Source organism: Staphylococcus sp. FSL W8-1270 (genome assembly GCF_038007165.1).
In the GTDB taxonomy this organism is placed as follows: Bacteria; Bacillota; Bacilli; order Staphylococcales; family Staphylococcaceae; genus Staphylococcus; species Staphylococcus hominis.
On sequence record NZ_JBBOWQ010000001.1, the window covers coordinates 1,564,997 to 1,583,309 of the forward strand.

Genomic DNA, 18,313 nt, shown 5'->3' on the forward strand with positions numbered 1-18,313 from the left:
ACTCCTTAAATATAAAAAGAACTCTAAGTTCAATTAATAGGGACGGGAAATCCGCGGTACCACCCTTCTTAACTCAACTTAGAGTTCTCTTCTTAATATTATAAAATTTTAATATGTCAGTGATATAAAAAATAGACTTATATTAGGCTTGCACCGTCTCCTAACTCGCTGTGAAAAGTTTATTATTTTTTACGTGTCTGACATTTTATTAACTATTTATTTGATGATGATTCGCTACTTGAAACATCCTTATTTTCAGATGTAGACTTACTTGTATTAGTTGTTTCATTAGAATTGATTGACTGATTTTCCTCATTTGATACTGTCTCAGTTGTTTCACTCGTTGGAGTTTCATTATTCGCATTTGGATTTACATCTTGTGGATTTAAATGCTGTATATTTTCTTGTGTCACTTGTTCTGCATCAAAATCATAATTTAATAAGTAATCCCAATCATCATTTTTCAATAAATCCAGCTGTGCTTCTACAAGCATACGAAATCTTGATCTAAATATTTTAGATTGACGTTTCATATCTTCAGTTTGGAAAGATAAATGACGTGCTTTTTCAATAGCATCATTTACAATCACATCAGCTTGCGCTTTTGCTTTAGAGATAATTGCTTCTGATTCTTTTGTGGCAGCAATTTTTGTTTGTTCTCCAGCTTGTTGAGCTTGAATAAGCGCATCACTTACTGATTGATGAACATCTTGATACGATTTAATATTAGTATCTCTCTCTTCAAGCACTTTTTCAAGTTGTTTTTTTTCTTCTTTAAGTCTTTCAATCTCATTACTTAATTGAGTTAAAAAGTCGCTAACTTCAGCAGGCTCCAAACCATTTTTCACTCTTGTAAATTCCTTATTTCTTATTTCATTAGGTGTAAAAGCCATCTGTTATCCTCCTTAAAACAAACCATCATAAAGGTGTTTTTATTAATTATCAATCAATATCATTTACTTAAATAGTGTTTGATACGTTATATGAACTTTTTCTTTTTTAGTTTTGCCACCTATATCAACAATTCGAGCACGTCCAAATCCTTGAATAGAGAGCAAATCATTGTTTTGAAGTTGAAAATCGGGAGAATCGATTAAAGTATGATTCACTTTTACCCGTTTTTTTTCAATTAATTGTTTAGCGATTGATCTAGATTTTCGAATCATTTCTTTTAAAACGACATCTAATCTTAAAGCACTGACTGTACTATGATGAATATTCCAATTCTCTTTTGATTGTATCATATCTTTAAATGGAATAGAATCAAGTTTGACTGTAGCACCTTTAATCTTTGTTAATTCCATCATAATATATGATTCCAATTGCTTTGTCAAAACAAACTGAATCGTATCACCAACAAGTATATCTCCTACTTGTTCTCTTTCTATACCTAAAGACATTAAAGTTCCAAGTACATGTTGATGTTGAATAGACACAAATTTCTCGGGATAATTAATTTGGATTAATACTTCTTCAAAATCACCTTCAGTAGGTTCAAAATAACTAGGCGCAATAATTGCTCTCTTTCTTTCTGCCGATTGACCACCGAAATAGCTCACTTTCATATCTTCAAAACTACCGACGATGACTTCTAATATATATTGTCCTCTAGGATCTAAAAATGAAGTCAATACAGGTGCATATTGTTGATTAACTTGTTCAAATTTATCTAATAATTGATCAATAAGTGGTTGTTCTTCATTTCTAAAGTGCTGATAAATATCGATGATTAACGCCTCCTCTTTTAAGTGTTAAAGAGCCTGAGACATTATGCATATCACAGGCTCTACTAACTTATTATAAAATTATTTTAGTATTAAATAATTTAATATCATATCAAAAATACTTTTCAATCCATATTGAAATAATACAAGTACAAATAATGCTACAATTGATGAAATATCAATCATACCAATGGGTGGAATAATCTTTCTAAATGGCTCTAAGAAAGGTTCATATATCTTACTTAAAAATGATCCAAATTTAGATTCTCTAATTGTTGGAACCCATGAAGTAAAGAAATAAATAATCATTCCCCAATAATAAATTTGAACTAGTAATAATATAAAGTTAAATATACTAGCTAATATACCAACATCCATATATTATATTCTACTCCTTAAATTATTCGTAATGTTGTTGTGTATTCATCTGTTCAAGGTGATCGGTAATACTACCTGCCACCTCAACATTATCAGGTGTACAAAGGAAGATATCAGCACCTACACGTTGTATATCTCCGCCAATGGCATAAACTGTTCCACTTAAGAAGTCAATAATACGTTTCGCTGATACTTTATCAATACGTTGTAAGTTAACTAATGTCGCACGACGATTTTTAAGTTCATCTGCAATGTCTTGAGTATCTGAAAATACACGAGGTTCAAATAAGCACATTTTTGAATTTTCGTAATTACTATAACCTGTACCAGCTGATTGATTCATAGTAACAACATTTTTTGAATTAGACTTATTTGATGTATGTCCCATACGATAATTCCTTTCTTCAGTATTGTAATTTTTTGATACTTTCTTTTGAGGTACAGTTTTTAAGTGATTTTGATTATTCTGTGTTCTTTCAATAGGTTGCTGTTGCATATTACGATTTTGATTTTCTTCATTTTGTGTTACACGCTGTTGTCTTTCAGCAGGGCTTTCGACTTCTTCTTCATCTTCCATTAGGAAAAAATTATTAAATAAATCCTTGATAGCCACGGGGCTCACTCCTCTTCTCCAACAAGTTTAGTCCCTATTCTTATAAATGTAGCACCTTCTTCTACAGCAATAGTATAATCATTACTCATTCCCATAGATAAATATTCACATGGTGCATAATTTAATTTAAGGTTTTTAATTTCATCTCGTTTTAATCTCAATTGTTTAAATAACTGATGTATGTAGTCCTTATCATCGGTATAAGGCGCCATTGTCATTAATCCAACAATTTTAATATTGTCGAATGCTTTAATTTGTTCAATAAAATCATTAACTTCACTAAGCGCAATACCATGTTTAGTTTCTTCACCAGAAACATTCACTTGGATAAAGCATGAAATAGTGTGAGTTGCTCTTTTATTAATTTCTTTTGCTAAATTCAAACGATCTAGTGCATGTAAATAATCGATGTCATTAATCACATCTTTTACTTTTCTAGACTGTAGTGAACCGATAAAATGCATTGTAACATCTTTAGGTAAGGCTTGTTTTTTTTCTAGAAAACCTTCTACTCTATTTTCTCCAAAGTGTCTTAAACCAGCATCATACGCTTCTTTTGCTCGGTCTATTGTAACATATTTTGTTACTGCAATCACGTTTGGAGCGGTCTTAATCACACTTTTTTCAAGATGATGATTAATTTCCGTTTGTATTTTTTCTAAATTTTCTGTCACTTTCATTATATATCAACCTCTTAACTTTGTAATGACATAAAGGATTATAGTGATATAACTGCATTACACTACACTTCTCCTTTTTGACCTATAAATGCTAGCATCCTGCCAGTTTTACCTTTTTCAACACGATAAGAGAAAAAAAGCGATAAGTCTTCTGACGTAGTATATTTTGTAATGTTAATATTTTCAGCTGGTACGCCACTATTTATTAATAATAAAGCGTTGGCTAATTTTAAATCAATACCATGTCGATCAGTATCTCGTGTTTCAATATATTTGTCAGAATTAATAGGCAATGTTTCAAATTTCTTTTTAATATCATCATTTATTTCATAGGTTGAAGAAGTCGCTGGACCTATGACTACATTTAAATCTTGATAGTCAAATTCTACATATTTAAGCATTTCTACTACTATTTGACCATATGTTCCTCTCCACCCCGCATGAGCTAGAGCGATAAAATGATGTTTTTCACTATAAAAATATACAGGTACACAATCAGCATAACACATCGTTAATAATATATCTGAATCATAAGTATACATACCATCAATTCCATATAATTCATTACCTAATGTCTTAATATTAGCGCCACAATGTGCTTTAGTAATGTGAGCGATATTATTTTCGTGTGTTTGAATAGGAAAAACCCATTGTTGTGTAGGAAAGTTGATAGCATTAGCTAATATCTCTTGATGATGCGTCACATAACTAGGTTCATCATCAATATAACGTGCCATATTAAATGCATCTCTTGGATATGGACTCTTTCCATCTTCGCGTGTAGTAAAACCAAGTGTTAACTGATCATATTGTGATGTATAACTCAAATAATGTGGCTGTTTTATAAATTTTTCCACGTTGTGAAAACCACCTTCACTTTTAAGAATAGTCATACCTAGACTATTGTTTTATATTTTATCAGCATTTCGATTAAAAGATGTAGATAAATGTATTATATAACATATTTCTTTTTAAATTAAACAAAACAAAAAGAGCAGCATTCTCCTCAGAAATCACTGCTCCTTTCTTTATATTTATACTTTAATATTAGCGTCTAGTTCTTCTAGAACGTCTTTCTTCTCTATTACGAATAAAGCTAGGAATATCATCATCTTTAGTAGTATGACTTCTTTCGCTTAGACCATCAGAAGGACGTGAATTAGATGTACTATGTGTGAATGAGTCTTCTTTTGGTGCACTTTGAGTTGATGTACTAGAAGTTGCACTTGAACCAAAACCAGTACTTGACGCTTTACGTCCTTGAGATGTTGGTTTATCTTCAAATCCAGTTGCGATTACTGTTACAACAATTTCATCTTGCAATTCTGGATTAATTACAGTACCAAAAATCATATTTACATCTTCATCTGCTGCATCTTGTACAATATCAGCTGCTTCTTGGGCTTCGAATAAAGATAAAGATTCTCCACCTGTAATGTTCATTAACACACCTTGAGCACCAACAATTGATGTTTCAAGTAATGGAGATGAAATAGCTTTTTTAGCAGCTTCCACTGCTCTATTTTCGCCTGAAGATACACCAATACCCATTAATGCAGAACCTTGGTTAGACATAATTGTCTTAACGTCAGCAAAGTCTAAGTTCACTTCACCTGATACAGCGATTAAATCAGAGATACCTTGAACACCTTGACGTAAAACATTATCTGCTTCTTTAAATGCTTCCATCATAGGAGTTGATTTATCAACAATATCTAATAAACGATCGTTAGGAATAACAATTAATGTATCAACTGCCGCTTTCATTGCTTCAACACCTGCTGCTGCTTGTGTAGAACGTTTACGTCCTTCGAAGCCAAATGGACGAGTTACAACACCTACTGTTAATGCTCCCATTTCTTTAGCAATTTTAGCAACTACTGGTGCAGCACCTGTACCAGTACCGCCACCCATACCAGCAGTAACAAATACCATATCAGCGCCTTGAATAGCATCTTCAATTTGTTCGCGTGATTCTTCAGCAGCTTTTTTTCCAATTTCTGGATTTGCACCTGCACCTAAACCACGTGTTAATTTTTCACCGATTTGTATCTTAGATTCTGCTTTAGATAAGTTTAAAGCTTGCCCATCAGTGTTAATTGCAATAAATTCAACATTGTTCATTCCATGATCAATCATGCGGTTAACAGCGTTGTTACCGCCGCCACCTACACCGATGACTTTTAATGTCGCCAAATGATTAAATCCTTGTTCAAATTCTAACATTTATTTTTCCTCCTAGTCTTAATGGCCAATTATTCAAATAGAGATTTCATAAGCTTTTTAAATTTGCTTTCTTCTTTATCAGATTTTTCATGTTCATCATCATAATGATGTGTTCCATCTTGATGGTTGTTTTCATCATACGTTTCATAATCATCATGTTTCTCCGCTTTTTCACGTACTTCCGGCTGATGATTTTCGTCAGTGTCTTCGTTTTTATTAGATTTACGTTTAAACCAGTCAAAGCCACCTGATTTTGAAGTATGATTGTGTTCGTCATTTTCAATGACTTCTTCTTCAAATTCATCATTATCTTGATAATTTATTGTAACATAATCTAATAATTCATCAAATGTGATACTACTAGATATTGTAGAAATCGCTGAAGTAAATTCAGGTTTTCTAATTCCCATTTGAGAAGGTGTATGGATTCTTATTTTTTCATTAACCATTGTACTTAGTAATTCTTTAACGCCCAATAAGTTTGAAGAACCACCTGTAACAATGAATCCACCATTTACTTTAGTTAATCCTAAATCTACCAACACATCAAATACTTCATCAAAGATATCTTGCACTGTTCTTTCAATAACTGCACTTAAATCTTTTTGAGTATACTCTACTAATTCGTCACTATCTACCTGATCAACACTGAAAACGTCTTGATCAGACGCTGATTGTGTATAAGCATGTCCATATTGATGTTTAATTTTTTCAGCTGTTTCATATGTAGTGTTTAATTCTTCTGCGATATCATCTGTAATATCACGTCCAGCTAATTCAATTGAATCGGCATCTACAAGTTCACCGCGTTCATAAAAGGCGATTTGAGTGAGATCTTCACCAATATCAATTACACATGCACCTAATTCTTTTTCAGTTGCAGATAAAATAGAGCCATAGTTATAAGCATCTGAATAGACGTCCAATACATCTACTCCACAAGATTCTACACATTTAATCATATTAATTAGAATTGACTTGTGAATTGCAATAACACCTGCTTCTACTTTTAACGAGTGTCTTGCAATGAGTTCTTTAGGATCCGAAACCTCGTTATCTCCATCTACAATGAATCTAATCGGAAACACATCAATAACTTCTGTATCAGGTACATCATTTTTTTGACGTATACCTTCCAATACTGTTTCAATATGTGATCCACTAATTTCTGTATCTTCGTAAAAATCAATTTCGTTTTCTTCATCATACACTTCAGTACCAATGATAGGTAATTTTAAGAAAACTTCTTTTATATCCACACCTGATGCGATAGAAGCTTTTTTAATTGTATCTTTAATTGCTTGTTTCGCAATATCAAAATCATCAATCAATCCATTCTTAATACCGCTAGTGTAGGTTTGCCCTGTACCTATCACATTAATACCATTGTGAAATTTTTCGCCTACTATTGTTTTAACACTTGATGAACCAATATCTATGCTTACATAGTAATGTTCCTCCATAGATAGGCACCTCCTGACAAAATACTATTAAAATACACTATATTTAGTTTACAATACGTCGTTTAGCTTGTGAACTATAAACACATATTATTATCGAAATTTTTTAATTATTTGTATCCGATTGTTCGCTTATTTTATTTAATGCACTTTGTAATTCATTTTTTGCTTCTGTTTCTTGCTGTGTTTTTTGACGAACATTTTGATCGGACTTAGAATTAATACTGCTATTTTCATTATATGGAATAAATGATGCTCCTACAGATAAATCAATATATCCTTGTGTTTTTAATTGACCTGAACTATCTTTTGCAAGAGATTGAGACATTTGAGGATAATACTCGATTTTGTTAGCTAGAGTATTGATGTCTCCTACTACTTGCATGCCATCTTTCATATATAAAAGGACTCGATTTTGTTGATTCTGCAAAGGTGCATATTTTATTTCTGAAATCATATCTCTCGTTTCATTAGACATTTTAGATAATGCTTTCGTGATACGATTTAAATTGTCACCTTTAAAATCTTCTAATACAGGTGCACTATTCGCAATATCACCATTATAATTGTCTAATTTTTTATTTCCTTCAATTATTGGCACATATTTATTTTTATCTTTTACAATACCTACTAAATTATTTTCAATAATTTTAACATTTAAAGTATTAGGCAACTGTTTATTAATCTGAACATCTTTGATTAATGAATTTTTCTTTAAATTATTGATAGCTTTGCTTTTACTAAAAGTATAAATGCGTGATCCTTTTTTGATATTTAATTCTTTTTCAACTTGGCTATCACTTACATTATGATTACCACTAATATTAACATGAGAAATTCTACTTAATGGTGTAAACATATATAGTAGAAATAATATAATTAAAAGTATTAAAGTAGTAACAATAATATATTGGATACGTTTTTGTCGCTTTCTTTTATCTATCTTTTGTTGTTCTCGTTTTTCAGCTACCGTTAAGTGACTATATTTATCATTTTGAAATTTATTGCGCTTTTCTCTTAACCTTGTTTTTACTTCTTTCTTTAAATTTTCACCTTTATTTTTCGAAGAATTTAAAGATTTATTTGACCTTCTATCATTTGAAAGATTCTTTTCTTTTTGGAGTCTATCTTTTGATTTAACATCATCTTTAATTTTTTTATTTTTATCATTTTCTAATTCAGTTTTGTCTTTATCAAATGAACGCTTGATAGAACGAATCTTTTTATTTCTATTGCCCCTTGTATCATCCAATTACTTCACATCCTTTAATTAAGATGGTAGGTATGCACGGAAACTTTCAATAAATCTTTCGCCGCGTTCTTCAAATGTTTTATATTGATCCCAACTTGCACATGCTGGTGAAAGTAAAACAACATCATTAGGTTCAATGACATCTTGAACTTTTTTTACTGCATCTTCTATATCAACTGCCTTGATTACTTCTTTACCTTGATTATTACCTAATTTAGCGAATTTATCTTGAGTTTCACCGAAAACTACCATTACTCTAACATGTTTCATGTAAGGAATTAATTCATCAAATCCATTACCTCGATCTAAACCACCACATAACCAGATAATAGGTTGTTTAAATGAATTTAAAGCAAACTGTGTTGCTAATGTATTGGTTGCTTTAGAGTCATTATAGTATTTATTTGTTCGATTCGTTCCAATATATTGTAATCGATGTTCAATACCTGAGAATGTTGTTAAACTATCTACGATAGCCTTAATTGGTACGCCTGCAAGTATCGCAGCTAAAACAGCAGCTAAAATATTTTCTAAGTTATGTTCTCCTGGTAAAACTAAATCATCAATATTAATAAGGTTAACATCATTATAAACGATATAATTATCTTTAATATAGATGCCATCTACTTCTTGTTGAGTAGAAAAATATAATGTTTTAGCTTTTAAATTTTCAGTTTCAATTAAATGACGTTGATGATAATTACAAATCAAATAATCATCTTCTGTTTGATTTTTGTAAATACGTCGCTTCGCATTTTGATAATTTTCTAATGACTCATGATAATCTAAATGAGCAGAATAGATATTTGTAATGATGGCAATGTGAGGTTTGTAATGTTCAATGCCAAGTAATTGGAATGAAGATAATTCAGTGATTAGATATTCATCAGGTGACGTTTCTTGAGCTACTTTAGAAGCAACATACCCAATATTTCCTGAAAGTCTTCCAGTTAATCTACTTTTTTTAAACATATCTCCAATGAGAGAAGTTGTTGTTGTTTTACCATTTGTACCAGTCACAGCGATAATTGGAGCTTCAGAAATTAAATAACTTAATTCTACTTCAGTTAAAATTTTAAGGCCTCGTTGATATGCTTCATCAATAATTGAAACTGTATAAGGTATACCTGGGTTTTTAACAATAATCGGGTTGCTATCAAGTAATGATAATGGATGACCACCATCAACAATTTTCACACCTAATGTTTCTAAGTCTTTTGCATGGGGATCTTTAGATAAATCTTTCCCATCATTTACAGTTACATTTGCACCTAATTTAACTAATAACTTAGCAGCTTCATAACCACTTTTTGCTAATCCAACTACAAGAACATCTTTATTCTCTAATCCTGTATAATTTAGCATTCTAATGCACTCCTATCCATAATCCAATTAATCCTGAAATTAAGCCCACAAGCCAAAATACTGAAACAACTTTCCATTCACTCCATCCGCTAAGTTCAAAATGATGATGAATTGGTGTCATTTTAAAGATTCTTTTTTTAGTTAATTTATAAGATGATACTTGCAACATTACTGATAATGTTTCGATAACAAATACTAAACCTACAAAAAGTAATGAAAATTCTTGGTTTAACATGATTGAAATTGTAGCAAAAATACCTCCTAATGCTAAGCTTCCTGTATCTCCCATAAATACTTTGGCTGGATTTAAGTTATACGGTAAGAAACCGAGTAATGCAAAAATCATAATAATACAAAAAGTACCAATTGCAGGGGCATTTAACATGAAACTCATAATTGCATACATAGTGAATCCAATAATTGATAAGCCAGTTGCTAATCCATCCAATCCATCAGTTAAATTAACTGCGTTTGAAAACCCAACTTGCCAAAAAACAATAAAAATAACGTACGCAAACGACAATGGAATTCCAAAATTAGTAAATGGAATATTTATACTTGTTGAAAATTCTATTAAATGAAAAACATCGCTTAGAATGAAAAATATAATTGCTATTGCAATTTGAGCTAAAAATTTCTGCTTACTTGTAAGTCCTTGGTTATTTTTTTTAACTACAATAATGTAATCATCAATAAAGCCAATGAGTCCAAATCCTATTGTGACAAAGAGTAATAGAATAATGGGATTGGAATGATCTGTGAAAAATATAGCAATAATAGATGTAATAATAATACTAATTAAAAATGTTAAACCACCCATGGTTGGTGTACCCGTTTTTTTCATATGACTTTGAGGGCCTTCTTCGCGGATACTTTGCCCAAATTTCATTCTTTTAAGTGTCGGTATAAGTACAGGAACTAAAATAAATGTGATAAGTAATGCGATAATCGCAAATATAAAAAGCATGGTAATCTCCTTTATGTATTTTAAATTTATTCGTTTTTCACTTTATTTCCTTTATAATCTTATCAATTTTCAAACTAATTTTATATATATTATGTAAGAAAATGAGATTATAAATAAGGTATACATAATATATGACACCTTATTTATTATCATTTAAAACGACGTCATTTGTTCTTATGAATCGTTTTTATCATTAGACGTTGTATCAGTTGAATTATCTGAAGTGTTATTTGAATCAGAGCCACTCGAATCAGTTAAGGATGTACTATCATTAGGATCATCAGTAGATAATTCTATTTCAATTTTATTATTACTTTTGAGTGTTGACCCACTCGCTACAGATTGTTTTGTTACGTATCCACTGCCTTTAGTCGTAACATTGATTCCAGTTAATTCTTGGAAGGCTAGGACATCGTCTGTTGTCCAACCTTTCATATTGGGCATAGTAATATCGCCGTCTGTCACTGCTAACACTTTACTATTCGGTAATAATTTTGTATTAGCTCTAGTAGATTGAGCTTTTATTGTATTACCATTACCAATAATGACAGGTTGTAAATCTTTTCCTTTAAGACTATCTTGTGCCTTTTGACTTGGTTGCCCTACAACATTTGGCACTTTACTATACTGTGCTGATTGAGTCTCATCTTTTTTAGAGCCTACATTTAAATACTTAAGTGTATTTTCCATGATAGGTTTAAAAGCTTTACTTACCCCTAATTCATATGCTTCTTGGTCATTTTTCTGAGCAAGACTCATACCGGCATAAACAATAACTCTTGGATGTTTTTTTGGCGCATCTCCCATAAAGCTTACAAAGTAGGGATTTGCTCCTTTAACGTATCCACTACCATTTTCATTAACGACCTGAGCAGTACCTGTTTTCCCTTCAATATCATAACCATCAATACGATAATTGGAAGCATGACTTTTATCACTATTTACTACTTTATCTAATTCTGTTTCAACTTTATCCGCAGTTTCTGAAGTAATAGGTTTTCCAGCTATTTTCTTTTCACCTTTATAGAATGTTTTCTTTGAAATTGGATTGTCTATACTTTGAACAAACCAAGGTTTTAACATATTTCCTTTATTAAAGAAAGCTGATTGTGCTTGTATCATTTGTACAGGTGTCACTGTAGTCGATTGACCGAATGCTGATGTTTTTTGTTGTAATTCATTTGACCAAGCAATATTTCCTTTTAATTCTCCGTCAAACATGCCATTTGTTGATTTACCAAAACCAAAGCGCTCGTACCAAGATTTCATTTTGTCAGCACCAACTAAATCTTGAAGATGCATCATCAATGTATTAGATGAGTAAGTGAAACCTAATGACATTGGAATTTCTCCCCAACCGGTTTTATTCCAGTCAGAAATTCTTGAACCCATAATATCACGATGACCAGATTCATATTTTTCTTTAGGATTAAATTTACCTTCTTGAATGGCAGCTGCTAATCCATATGATTTAAATGTTGACCCAGGCTCATAGGCATTTTGATATAAATCATTCGCCCATTTTTTTCCAAAGTCTTTACCCGTTTCGGGGTTGAACGTTGGACGTTGACTATATGCAAGAATTTCTCCTGTTTTCGCATCCATAACCACTGCAAATAAATCTTTTGGTTCATATCGTTTCACCATATCATCAAGGGCCTCTTCGACAAATACTTGTATATTTGAATCAATGGTTAAATGAACGTCATCACCACGTTTTGGCGCTTTTTCATTTTTACTGTTTGGTGCAATATAACCCCAAATGTCATGTATATAAGATAGCGAACCTTTCTGTCCATTTAGATAACTATTAAAAATCTTTTCTACACCTAATGCACCATTTAATTCCCCGGTATCAGGATTTTTTTGAGCCATACCAATTAAATGAGAAGCAAAATTACCGTTAGGATAGAATCGTTCAGTTTCTGGATATAAGGTGATGCCTGGTAAGTCCATTTTATCGAGTTTAACTTTATCTTGATATGTTAAATTTGTCCCTTTCTGTCCAAATTCAACTTGAAAGGCTTTCTTTTGATTAAGACGTTTTTCAATTTCATCAGGTTTCATATCAATAATTTTTGATAATTGTTTTGCTGTTTTCTTTTTATCTTTAACATACCTTGGTGTATCACCAACTTCTCCAGCATTTTTATCAATAATAGCTACTAATTTATATCGTTGAACATCTTCGGCTAAAATTTTACCGTTTCTATCGTAAATTTTCCCTCTTTCAGGCTGTTCTTGCGTTTTTACGAGATATTTTTCATTAGCGCGCATCACTAAATTTTGTCCATCTGAATGTCCAGTTATCATGATATATGAATATCTTAAAACCAATACAAAAAAGAGCAGTCCGAATAATCCAACAAGGAGGACTGCTCCTAATTTATTTTTTCTAATTTTAATTTTTCGCTTCGCCATTAGTACGCACTACCTTTACATTATCGTTCTTTAGGCTCATACCTTGTTTTTTAGCCTGATCGTAAATGCGCTCATAAGAAGAATTTTTCTTAATTTCAGATTGAATTGCATTGTTTTCATTAGATTGTTGTTCAATCTTTTGATCTAACTCGGCAATTTTATCATTTGTATCGTATGCATCCATTTTTAAAGATAGCATATAGATTGCTAGAACAGCAATTGCTGTGACAAGCGTTATGTATAAAAATTTCTCAAATCGCGTAAGTTGAACAATAACCTTTTTAGTTACTGTTTTCGTCTCAGATTGTGTTTTTGGTTGTTCTTTCGGTATGCTAGTGTGCTGAATGTGTTCATATGGTTCGTAAATTTTTTCTACAGCCATCCTCAATTACTCCTTATTTTAATATTTCAGCAACACGTAATTTTGCACTACGTGCTCTATTATTTTCGTCTAAATCCTCATCTGTAGCAGTAATTGGTTTACGATTTACTCGTTTTAACTTAGGTGTATAAGCTTCAGGAATAATTGGTAACCCTCTAGGCACGTCAGGTCCTTTTTCGTATTCTTGGAAAATTTGCTTGCATAGTCTATCTTCCAGAGAATGGAAAGTAATGACTGAAATCCTACCTTTTACTTTAACATGCTCAATGGCTTGTTCAATTGAATCTTCGAACGCAGATAGTTCATCGTTCACTGCTATTCTTATCGCTTGAAAAATGCGTTTAGCAGGATGACCACCTTTTCTTCGAGCTTTAGCTGGAATACCTTCTTTAATAATATCTACAAGCTCTAATGTTGTTTCAATAGGTTGTTGTTCACGGTGTGCTTCTATTCTTCTCGCTATTTGTTTAGAAAACTTTTCTTCTCCATAACGATAAAAGATTTTAACCAATGCTTCATAAGACCAATCATTAACAACATCATATGCAGTTAATTCTTGCGTTTGATCCATACGCATATCTAACTTTGCATCATGATGATAACTAAATCCTCTTTCAGGTATATCAAGTTGTGGACTTGAAACACCTAAGTCATAGTAAATACCATCTACTTTTTCAATTCCTAAATTTTTCAAAATATCAGTTAATTCTCTAAAGTTATTATGTACAAACGTGACCTTGTGTAAGTGATCTTTTAGTACTTCTTTAGCATTTTCTAAGGCAGTAGTATCTTGATCGATTGCAATCAACCTACCGTCATCGTTTAATTGATTTAATAAATAGAGTGCATGACCGGCTCCACCAAGCGTACAATCTACATATATGCCATCCTCTTTGATGTCTAATTCATCTATTGTTTCTTTTAGCATAACGCTTACATGATGAAACACTATAAATTCCTCCATTAAAAATCAAAATCTATCAAATCTTCGGCAATATCTTCAAAACTTTCTTCTGATTCTTCATAAAATTCATTCCAAGTTCCTCTATCCCAAATCTCTATACGATTTGAGACACCTATTACCGTACATTCTTTTGTTAAATTTGCGTATTTCCTCAAATTTTGAGGAATGTTAATACGCCCTTGCTTATCTAGCTCTACTTCGATAGCTCCAGAGAAGAACATACGCATAAACTTACGTGCGTCTTTTTTTGTCATAGGTAAGGTTTTCATTTTCTCTTCAATCTGTTGCCATTCTTCAAGCGTGTAGCCAAACAAACATTTATCAAGGCCTCGTGTGATAATAAAACGTTCATTTAAGTCATATCTAAACTTAGATGGAATTATCATACGTCCTTTAGCATCTAATTGATGCTCGTATTCTCCCATGAACATTATTACCACCTCACCTTATTAATAATTTACCACATCTCACCACTATCCTCCACTAATTATGTAAAATATCTTAAAATTCTTTAATTTGACATAAAAAGACCCATATTATCTATTTAAATAATATGGGTCTCTCCCTTACAAATTAAGGTTTTATAACTATTTGGTTAAATGTATATTTAAGTGGAGGATAAGTGGAGGGACTGAACGCATCTATCCCAAATTCATTCATCATTTGAAGTGGATTCCAAATTCTTTCTTGTAGACCACCCATTGGATGCAATACATGTTCAATCTCTCTAAAATGTTTCATACTTATATCGTTATCTCTTTCAATGTTAAGTAAATATCGGTTTAATAAATATTCAAATTGTTTATTATGAATGTCATAATTTTTCTTTACTAAATTGATATTGTCATGATTATCATTCACTTCTTTAAGAAGTAATTCGTATATTTTGGCATGATTCTCTTTTAAAGACTCTACTTTTTTAATAAATGTATCTGAGGCTTTGCTACGAACGAAGTTTTCTCTATCCGTTTCTATACCGTTCATAATAACATTTTCAGCATTTAACTTATACTGATTAATTAGCTTTTCTATTCTAATTGGTAAATAAGTGATTTTCATTCTTGGTAAAACAATAGGCATTTCAACATCTAAAATTTTAAATACTTCATTCAATTCAGCCCAGTATTTAATTTCACTTGGTCCTCCAATAAAAGCTACCGTATTAAATAGCCATTCTTCCATTACTGGTCTAGTTACAACATTATTAGAAAAACGAGTTGGTTCTTTTTCAACTAATTTTAACAATTCATCTTTATTATATGTAATATCTGATTTACTCAATTTGAATACATCATCTTTTTTAATAATTAGTTGACGCATACTATCTTCATGAAGGAACAAATGGACATTGGTATCTGTTTCAATCATTTTGTTTAAACCTGATTGCGTAGTTAATTTTTGTGTTTTTCTAAACGCCTGGTTAATTTCATTATGTTTTTGAATAATATTTTTTAATAATGGCTTCTCCAATTCACGAATTTTTTCATATTGAGCATCAATAAATAGTACACCGTAATCTTTAAATACTTCTTGAAGTAACCCTTTAAAAATATCAGTCCAATTATTGTACTTTTCTATAATCTCTAAACATACTTGATAAAGTGCGTTAGTATGTTTCGTTTCTTTTAATTCTTTAAAAAATTGATTAAGTGCTTCAATCATCTGTTCCTTTTCTGGAATATAGCGAGAGACGCTTGTTTCAGGCGATGTCATTGTATGATATTTTACTTTATGTAATTGAGTGTCTTTTGCATTATAAGCATACGTATGATTTACTTCTTCAAAGTCATGATCTTCACCAGCAATCCAAAAAACAGGTACAACTGTTTGTTGGTATGTTTCAGTTAACTCACGACTTAAATTAACAATTGAAAGAATTTTATGAAACGTATATAAAGGTCCACCAAAAAGACCAGCTTGCTGGCCCCCAATTACCACTTTAGCTCCTTCACTGAGTGCAGTAAGATGAGTCTGTTGAATTTCTGTTATATTCAAATCTGACATATATGATTTAATCACTTGAGCAAGTTGTTGCTCTCTACCATTATTAGGACGATTCATTCTTTGATTAAAACTAGATGGTTTGACTGGATTATATTGATAAAATTTCAATAATGTTTCATCACTGTTTTCTAACTTAGTAATAAATGAATCTTTTTCTTGAAAATTAGTTACTTTACAGTTCATTCCCTTACTCCTTCAATATAACATTACTTATTCAGTATAAAGATTATATCCTTAGATGACAATTTTACGGCTTAAATATTGAAATTCAAATCCATTTTATCAGATTATAAGTAATTAATATGTTATTAAATGAAAATCGTATATTAATGACGATACAATATATATAAAGAATTTAAATGATAATGAAAACATGAGCAAAGTTCAACATCTTTAAATAAATTAAAAAAACTGTTGAATTATTTGAGGAATTTAAAGAAAAAGAAATTAATAATAAAGATTTGCATAAGGGTTCAATATACTAGTATGGTTTCCAAATCATTAAGCTATAAACGCTATTTGCATAAATAAGCCTGAGCCATTTAGCTCAGGTCTGTTATTAATCATTCTTCCACTAAATTAACCAATTCATACAAAGATTGTATTTCATAATCCGGTACAATATCACTGTTATTTTCTTTATTACGATAATTAAACCAACATGTTGTAATACCAGCATTTTTTCCACCTAGTATATCTGATGTAAGAGAATCTCCTACTATTATTGAAGTCTTTCTTTTTTCTTCACCAATTCTCTCAAAGATATAATCAAAAAATTCACTCATAGGTTTTTGATATCCTGTTTCTTCTGATATATATACTCCAGATAAGATATCTTTAAACTCTAATTGAGCAATACGACGTTTTTGAGTATCTGTAACACCATTAGTCACAATAAACAATTCACATTCTTGGCTTAATCGATCAATTGTTTCTAAAGTAGAGTTGAAGAATTTTAATGGTGCTTTAGCTAGTTCGTCTCTAAATAAAACATCGGCTTTTTTACCATCTACGTCTATGCCATACTCTTTAAAATAATTAATAAAACGATGTGTTAATACTTCTTCTTTAGATAGTTCATTTTTTTGAAATGCTTCCCAATGATTTTGATTTACTTTCTTAAAATATTGAAAATCTTCTTCAGTTGGATAATGACCGAAATGATGTGCCATTTGATGAAATGCTCGATCTTCTGCATCAAAAAAGTCCACAATTGTATCATCAAAATCAAGTAAAATAGTATCGTATTTCATTTTTATACTCCTAAATTATAATATGTATATTATTTTAGCAGATTTGTCATGATTCATTAAATAATGCCAAAAAATAAAAACACTTAAGGATTAATCCTTAAGTGTTGAATACTTGCTATTAAGTATTAGAAACCAAATACTTTACCTAATACACTTGCACCACTTGATACAATGTCAACAATACTTGTACCTAATTTTGTCCAATCTTGATTTTGTGCTGCTGTTACAGTATTTGCAATTGCTTCTGCTAATTTAGTCATTTGAATTTCTCCATTCTTTTTTTATTTTTAAATGTTATTACATTAGAATCCTAAGTATTTACCTAGAATGCTTACACCATTTGATACGATATCAACAATGCTTGTACCTAATTTTGTCCAGTCTTGGTTAATTCCTGCGTCTACTGTATTTTTGATTGCATCGAATAATTTTTCCATGTTAATAACCCCTTTATACGTAATTAATAATTAATTAAAATCCGAATACTTTACTTAAGATACCTACACCACTTGATACGATGTCAACAATACTTGTACCTAATTTTGTCCAATCTTGGCTTTGTGCTGCGTCTACTGTATTTTTAATTGCTTCTACTAATTTAGTCATTTGAATTTCTCCATTCTT

Annotated in this window: 20 protein-coding genes; all 20 read right to left on the reverse strand. The window is 31.1% G+C overall.

Annotated features, from left to right (window positions below; translation table 11 throughout):
- Positions 1-212: 212 nt before the first annotated feature.
- Positions 213-893 (reverse strand): DivIVA domain-containing protein, encoded by a 681-nt coding sequence (locus NSU06_RS07805; RefSeq protein WP_049382509.1) that lies wholly within the window; start codon positions 891-893, stop codon positions 213-215.
- A 63-nt stretch (positions 894-956) separates the two neighbouring features.
- Positions 957-1,730, reverse strand: a complete 774-nt coding sequence (locus tag NSU06_RS07810; protein WP_049382510.1) for a YlmH family RNA-binding protein — start codon at positions 1,728-1,730, stop codon at positions 957-959.
- Positions 1,731-1,805: 75 nt separating this feature from the next.
- Positions 1,806-2,102 (reverse strand): YggT family protein, encoded by a 297-nt coding sequence (locus NSU06_RS07815; protein ID WP_002455457.1) that lies wholly within the window; start codon positions 2,100-2,102, stop codon positions 1,806-1,808.
- A gap of 22 nt (positions 2,103-2,124) precedes the next feature.
- A complete protein-coding gene (locus NSU06_RS07820) occupies positions 2,125-2,715 on the reverse strand; it encodes a cell division protein SepF (RefSeq protein WP_017174547.1) in 591 nt (196 codons plus the stop codon).
- A 5-nt stretch (positions 2,716-2,720) separates the two neighbouring features.
- On the reverse strand, positions 2,721-3,395 hold the full coding sequence (locus NSU06_RS07825) for a YggS family pyridoxal phosphate-dependent enzyme (protein ID WP_017174546.1): 675 nt from the start codon (positions 3,393-3,395) through the stop codon (positions 2,721-2,723).
- A gap of 62 nt (positions 3,396-3,457) precedes the next feature.
- A complete protein-coding gene (gene pgeF / locus NSU06_RS07830) occupies positions 3,458-4,252 on the reverse strand; it encodes a peptidoglycan editing factor PgeF (RefSeq protein WP_017174545.1) in 795 nt (264 codons plus the stop codon).
- A gap of 190 nt (positions 4,253-4,442) precedes the next feature.
- Positions 4,443-5,621 carry a cell division protein FtsZ gene (gene ftsZ / locus NSU06_RS07835; RefSeq protein ID WP_017174544.1) on the reverse strand — a complete coding sequence of 393 codons (1,179 nt, stop codon included), beginning with the start codon at positions 5,619-5,621 and terminating at the stop codon, positions 4,443-4,445.
- A gap of 29 nt (positions 5,622-5,650) precedes the next feature.
- Positions 5,651-7,084: a cell division protein FtsA gene (ftsA, locus tag NSU06_RS07840; protein WP_017174543.1), complete on the reverse strand. Its 1,434-nt coding sequence runs from the start codon at positions 7,082-7,084 to the stop codon at positions 5,651-5,653.
- A 103-nt stretch (positions 7,085-7,187) separates the two neighbouring features.
- Complete coding sequence (locus NSU06_RS07845) at positions 7,188-8,333, reverse strand: cell division protein FtsQ/DivIB (protein ID WP_019835559.1); 1,146 nt, start codon at positions 8,331-8,333, stop codon at positions 7,188-7,190.
- An 18-nt stretch (positions 8,334-8,351) separates the two neighbouring features.
- Positions 8,352-9,698 (reverse strand): UDP-N-acetylmuramoyl-L-alanine--D-glutamate ligase, encoded by a 1,347-nt coding sequence (gene murD, locus NSU06_RS07850; RefSeq protein ID WP_150885415.1) that lies wholly within the window; start codon positions 9,696-9,698, stop codon positions 8,352-8,354.
- A 1-nt stretch (position 9,699) separates the two neighbouring features.
- The gene (gene mraY, locus NSU06_RS07855) at positions 9,700-10,665 is read right to left on the reverse strand and encodes a phospho-N-acetylmuramoyl-pentapeptide-transferase (protein WP_017174540.1); all 966 of its coding nucleotides are present in this window, start codon (positions 10,663-10,665) and stop codon (positions 9,700-9,702) included.
- Between the two features lie 174 nt (positions 10,666-10,839).
- A complete protein-coding gene (locus NSU06_RS07860) occupies positions 10,840-13,086 on the reverse strand; it encodes a penicillin-binding protein (protein ID WP_048762358.1) in 2,247 nt (748 codons plus the stop codon).
- Positions 13,067-13,468, reverse strand: coding sequence for a cell division protein FtsL (ftsL, locus tag NSU06_RS07865; RefSeq protein ID WP_070859730.1), 402 nt, complete (start codon positions 13,466-13,468; stop codon positions 13,067-13,069). Before ftsL ends, NSU06_RS07860 begins: the two co-directional genes overlap by 20 nt.
- Before the next feature lie 13 nt (positions 13,469-13,481).
- A complete protein-coding gene (gene rsmH, locus NSU06_RS07870) occupies positions 13,482-14,417 on the reverse strand; it encodes a 16S rRNA (cytosine(1402)-N(4))-methyltransferase RsmH (protein WP_017174537.1) in 936 nt (311 codons plus the stop codon).
- Between the two features lie 14 nt (positions 14,418-14,431).
- Positions 14,432-14,863 carry a division/cell wall cluster transcriptional repressor MraZ gene (gene mraZ / locus NSU06_RS07875; protein ID WP_017174536.1) on the reverse strand — a complete coding sequence of 144 codons (432 nt, stop codon included), beginning with the start codon at positions 14,861-14,863 and terminating at the stop codon, positions 14,432-14,434.
- Between the two features lie 142 nt (positions 14,864-15,005).
- On the reverse strand, positions 15,006-16,619 hold the full coding sequence (gene bshC / locus NSU06_RS07880) for a bacillithiol biosynthesis cysteine-adding enzyme BshC (protein WP_150885417.1): 1,614 nt from the start codon (positions 16,617-16,619) through the stop codon (positions 15,006-15,008).
- A 380-nt stretch (positions 16,620-16,999) separates the two neighbouring features.
- Positions 17,000-17,689, reverse strand: a complete 690-nt coding sequence (locus NSU06_RS07885) for a YjjG family noncanonical pyrimidine nucleotidase (protein ID WP_002448764.1) — start codon at positions 17,687-17,689, stop codon at positions 17,000-17,002.
- A gap of 125 nt (positions 17,690-17,814) precedes the next feature.
- Positions 17,815-17,949, reverse strand: coding sequence for a beta-class phenol-soluble modulin (locus NSU06_RS07890; RefSeq protein ID WP_002488710.1), 135 nt, complete (start codon positions 17,947-17,949; stop codon positions 17,815-17,817).
- A gap of 42 nt (positions 17,950-17,991) precedes the next feature.
- Positions 17,992-18,126, reverse strand: coding sequence for a beta-class phenol-soluble modulin (locus tag NSU06_RS07895; protein ID WP_017174534.1), 135 nt, complete (start codon positions 18,124-18,126; stop codon positions 17,992-17,994).
- 34 nt (positions 18,127-18,160) lie between these two features.
- Positions 18,161-18,295 carry a beta-class phenol-soluble modulin gene (locus NSU06_RS07900; protein WP_017174533.1) on the reverse strand — a complete coding sequence of 45 codons (135 nt, stop codon included), beginning with the start codon at positions 18,293-18,295 and terminating at the stop codon, positions 18,161-18,163.
- Positions 18,296-18,313: the final 18 nt, after the last annotated feature.

Coding starts and splice junctions, on each gene's coding strand:
- NSU06_RS07890 (WP_002488710.1), bottom strand. CDS start 17,949: ATGACTAAATTAGCAGAAGCAATTGCAAATACTGTAACAGCAGCACAA.
- NSU06_RS07815 (WP_002455457.1), bottom strand. CDS start 2,102: ATGGATGTTGGTATATTAGCTAGTATATTTAACTTTATATTATTACTA.
- NSU06_RS07895 (WP_017174534.1), bottom strand. CDS start 18,126: ATGGAAAAATTATTCGATGCAATCAAAAATACAGTAGACGCAGGAATT.
- NSU06_RS07860 (WP_048762358.1), bottom strand. CDS start 13,086: ATGGCGAAGCGAAAAATTAAAATTAGAAAAAATAAATTAGGAGCAGTC.
- NSU06_RS07885 (WP_002448764.1), bottom strand. CDS start 17,689: ATGAAATACGATACTATTTTACTTGATTTTGATGATACAATTGTGGAC.
- ftsZ (WP_017174544.1), bottom strand. CDS start 5,621: ATGTTAGAATTTGAACAAGGATTTAATCATTTGGCGACATTAAAAGTC.
- NSU06_RS07900 (WP_017174533.1), bottom strand. CDS start 18,295: ATGACTAAATTAGTAGAAGCAATTAAAAATACAGTAGACGCAGCACAA.
- ftsL (WP_070859730.1), bottom strand. CDS start 13,468: ATGGCTGTAGAAAAAATTTACGAACCATATGAACACATTCAGCACACT.
- mraY (WP_017174540.1), bottom strand. CDS start 10,665: ATGCTTTTTATATTTGCGATTATCGCATTACTTATCACATTTATTTTA.
- NSU06_RS07805 (WP_049382509.1), bottom strand. CDS start 893: ATGGCTTTTACACCTAATGAAATAAGAAATAAGGAATTTACAAGAGTG.
- murD (WP_150885415.1), bottom strand. CDS start 9,698: ATGCTAAATTATACAGGATTAGAGAATAAAGATGTTCTTGTAGTTGGA.
- bshC (WP_150885417.1), bottom strand. CDS start 16,619: ATGAACTGTAAAGTAACTAATTTTCAAGAAAAAGATTCATTTATTACT.
- mraZ (WP_017174536.1), bottom strand. CDS start 14,863: ATGTTCATGGGAGAATACGAGCATCAATTAGATGCTAAAGGACGTATG.
- NSU06_RS07825 (WP_017174546.1), bottom strand. CDS start 3,395: ATGAAAGTGACAGAAAATTTAGAAAAAATACAAACGGAAATTAATCAT.
- ftsA (WP_017174543.1), bottom strand. CDS start 7,084: ATGGAGGAACATTACTATGTAAGCATAGATATTGGTTCATCAAGTGTT.